The 3,932-nt window shown below is 58.2% G+C and carries 3 protein-coding genes; 2 read left to right on the top strand and 1 reads right to left on the bottom strand.

What is annotated here, in order from left to right; genetic code table 11:
* Positions 1-429: 429 nt before the first annotated feature.
* Positions 430-681, bottom strand: a complete 252-nt coding sequence (locus IRZ24_RS17725) for a hypothetical protein (RefSeq protein ID WP_297167193.1) — start codon at positions 679-681, stop codon at positions 430-432.
* A 476-nt stretch (positions 682-1,157) separates the two neighbouring features.
* Between IRZ24_RS17725 and IRZ24_RS17730 the strand changes: the two genes are divergently transcribed.
* Both IRZ24_RS17730 and IRZ24_RS17735 read left to right on the top strand, forming a co-directional pair.
* Positions 1,158-2,510: a sugar ABC transporter substrate-binding protein gene (locus tag IRZ24_RS17730; protein ID WP_297167197.1), complete on the top strand. Its 1,353-nt coding sequence runs from the start codon at positions 1,158-1,160 to the stop codon at positions 2,508-2,510.
* 218 nt (positions 2,511-2,728) lie between these two features.
* Positions 2,729-3,724, top strand: a complete 996-nt coding sequence (locus IRZ24_RS17735; RefSeq protein WP_297167200.1) for an alcohol dehydrogenase catalytic domain-containing protein — start codon at positions 2,729-2,731, stop codon at positions 3,722-3,724.
* Positions 3,725-3,932: the final 208 nt, after the last annotated feature.

Genomic DNA, 3,932 nt, shown 5'->3' on the forward strand with positions numbered 1-3,932 from the left:
ATCTACTTTATTATAATATATGGTAATGTATAAAATTGCTCCTGTCAATAGTGCTGATGGCTGAATCATTTCAGTAATCGAACAACGTGCTCTTGATCTGCTCCAACTTGCTCACGGCCATTCACGCCTTGACATAACAGGCTGGCAGCATGACAGAGTACCTGCTTTTCACGCTACCCCAGTTGCTACTAGACGCATCGGCTGGTGGTGCACCTGGTGACGGGTTTGGTCCTGATGATGACACCAGGAGCCTACCCGTCCCCAAACTACCCCGCTCACCGTCACCGCCCGAGAGCAAACGAGGCCAGCCGTCTGCTCTGGGTCCGGTGACCCGACGGCTGGCCTCTGCTGGCCAAGCATCTCTATCTACAGGATCAGGCGCACTGACTGCTTGTTTGCCTACCAAAGCAGCGCTCACTCGCTCTGGTGCTACCAGAGCTTTCCATAATGTGAGCTGGGCAGTGGGACCTCGACGGCTACATTGATGAGCGGATAGTACGCCTGAATCTGACTGGCCCCATACTTCTCGCGGAAGCGCTCCACGATGGCGGCGACACGGCTTTGATCCTCAATCAGGCGTACATTGGTGGTAAGAGCCTGCTGACCGGCTCGCATTTCTAAGGTCGGAGCCTGGCGCAGATTCTTGTACCAGCCGGTCTCGGTCCCCCGCACAGGCAGCAAATAGAGGGTATCGCCCTGAGGCTTCCTGCGCCATCTGGCCTTTGCTGCCGGTCTCAGGGGGCAAACCAGTCTCGCTGGACAAACCTCCTTCAGAGCCAGACTGCTAACAGGAGAGCCTGAACAGCGTTGCCGCCAGCCGGAAAACGCCTCATGAGCAGTCATCATCTAGTAGCGTCTGGACAGAGAGGACCTGATCAAGGCCCACTCGGGCTAGCTCATTCTCCCGCGGCACATAGCCACTCTGAACATCCCTATTCTAACACATTCGAACACAACACTACTCTTCTTTGTCCTTCGCAGCCGCCATTGAAAAGCGCTTCCTAGGCCGTTCCGAAGGAACGGATAGCTGCGGAAGAGCCGGCAAAGCTAGCGAGTCTCTTGACAGAATGCCAGCCTTGGGGTATGCTCTTCTTAGCGCGACTATGTTCTAATATGTTAGATTTGGTTGCCTTCAGCATATTACCCAGGGGGATCTTATGGACCAAACACTGACTCGGCGTGGCCTACTCAAGCGCCTGACACGGGGAGGTCTAGCGCTCACAACCGTGCCTTTGTGGACAGGGTTGGTGCTCTCCGCCTGCGGCTCTACCTCGGGCGGAAATAGCCAGATCACGGTCTTTGCGGATGCCAATCCGCAAGGTGAGGGGTTAGCGCCGTTGGTGCCGCAGTTCGAGAAGGAGACTGGCATCAAGGTCAATTACCAGGTTATTTCCGAAACGGAGATTACGAACAAAGCTTCCGTAGCCCTGGCCGCTGGCGATGGTTCACTTGATGTGACCTGGGGCGGTGTCAGCCAGCTGCCGCGCTGGGAAACGGCGGGATGGATAGAGCCGCTTGACAGCTATCTCTCAGATACCTCTCTTGTGGGGAAGCAGTTCAATTCCTCTGATTTCATTCCCGCCTGCTGGCAGGCTACTGTCTGGCAAGGTAAGCGCTATGGCCTGCCAACCTTGCTCGATACCAATATTCTGATGTATCGCAAGGATATTCTCGCAGAGCACCATGCCAGTGTCCCCGAGACCATCGATGAGCTGCTGGCTGTCTGTGCTCAGGTCAATAGTACATCCATGCCTGCGGTTGTCCTGCGTGGCAAACGTGGCGTCCATGCCAACATCTGGATCTTCAATATATTCTTCTACGGCGAAGGAGGTCACTATTACCAGGGCCAGCAGCCAGGCGGCCCGGTTCCTGCTGGCAAGCTGGCAGCAGACCTAACCAACCCCGCGGCCATCAAGGGGCTGGAGGTCTACAGCGAGTTCTTCCTCAAGCACTACACGCCTGCGGGTTCGGCAGCCTTTGACTTTCCCGAGACCACCTCAACTTTCAAGGCGGGGCGAGCAGCCATGCTGGTCGACGACATTGCTTTTGGCCAGGAAATGGTCAGCGCCCTGGGGGAGAAAGTTGGCTTTGCCCCGGCGCCGCGCGGACCTGCTGGACAGTATCCCGGTTTCGACACCCAGATGTGGTTTCTAGCCAAAGGCTCACGCAACAAAGAGGCCGCGATCAAGTTCATGGTCTGGAGCACCTCACCAGAGATCCAACTTCAGGCCGCTAAAAATGGCCAATATATTGGAGTGACCCGTCAATCAACCTTCAATGACCCTCAGTTCAAGGAATTTGTCAGGCCCGATTTGCTGGCGGCTTTCAAAGCGGATACCCCACACCTCGACCTCAACCACTTTGTCATCACACCTTCCTTCGACGTCATCGGTGACTATGTCTCGGTGGCCGTTACGCAAGCCATCACAGGCCAGCTCAGCCCCCAGGCCGCTCTCGCAGCTGCTCAGCAGCAAGCGGCCTCCTATCTGGCCACACATCCCAGCTCGTGACTCCGGCAAGGGGACTGACGGGCCTCCCGGCCTGCTCTAACGCCCGGGCACCCATAAGGTCAGTGCAGCCTGGCGCAGGCAGGCCAAGATCTTTCTTTTCCCGACCTGTGCTCTGCCTGCACTGGCCAGGCAGCAAGTGCAGGCGTACAGGCAAGCACGGATATCCAACTGAGCCAGCTGGCTCATCAGAGAGCAGCATAGAGAGGAGGATGAATCTCATGTTAGCCGCTGTCCTCAAGGAGCGAGGCATCCTGGAAATCGAAGAGCGCCCGGAGCCTCCTGCACCGCCTGCAGGTTATGTGCGCGTAGCAGTGCGCTCGGTAGGCATCTGTGGCTCAGACGTCCATTACTATCAAGAAGGAGCCATCGGCCATTTCGTCGTGCGGGCGCCAATGGTGCTTGGTCACGAGGCTGCAGGCATTGTAGAAGCCGTCGGCCCCGGTGTCGAGGGCTTTCCTCGGGGTGCGGTTGTGGCCCTAGAGCCAGGTATTCCTTGCGGCAAGTGTGGCTATTGCCGCACGGGAGCTTACAATCTCTGCCCGGAGGTGCGTTTCTTCGCCACCCCTCCCATTGACGGCGCCATGCAAGAATATGTGCTGCACCCGGTTGAGTTCACTTATTTAGCCCCGGGTCTGACAACCGATCAGGCAGCGCTGGCCGAGCCGCTCTCAGTAGGGGTTTATGCCGTTCGTGAAACCCGCATTGGTGTGGGCACTCAGGTAGGGATCGTTGGAGCCGGGCCCGTTGGGGTGCTGGCCGCGCTGGCGGCAGAGAGCGCCGGAGGACATGTCGTCCTGGTGGACATACGCGAGGACCGCGTTGCGACGGCGCGTCAGATCGGACTAGAGGCATACAAGCAAGCTCCTCCAGCGCTTGAAGCCTGTGAGGTAGTCCTGGAGTGCTCCGGGAGCGCCGGTGGTCTCCGCCTGGCTCAGCAGTGGGTCAAGCGCGGGGGAGTCCTGGCCCTCATCGGCCTGGGCGAGGCGGCTGCGATGGTCCTTGATGGCCTAGACCTCAGCCTGCGTGGCATTACGGTGCGCGGCATCTTCCGCTACGCTAATGTCATGCCTGCTGCCATCGCCATTCTGCAGCGCAATCGCGAGCGGCTGCATATCTTCCTTGGGACCACTATCGGACTGCGGAGCTTGCCAGCTTTTCTGGAACAAAAGGAGTATTTGAAGCCTCTGAAAACTATTGTACGTGTGCCCGAGTAGAGGCCCAGAACATGTCATCAGGAAGGACAGGAAGGGAGCAAGCGCTATGGCTGAACCGCTCAAGAGGCGTGGCCGGCTATTGGTTGAGGGGAGCCAGGAGTCTGATTATTCCGTACCCGAGAGAGGCGGTCAATCGCAGCCGGCTCGGAATCGCCGGGGCCCCGGGGGGGGGGGCCGGGGCGTGTGCGCGGGGGGGTTTGTGTTTTTT

Source organism: Thermogemmatispora sp. (assembly GCF_019683755.1).
GTDB lineage: Bacteria > Chloroflexota > Ktedonobacteria > Ktedonobacterales > Ktedonobacteraceae > Thermogemmatispora.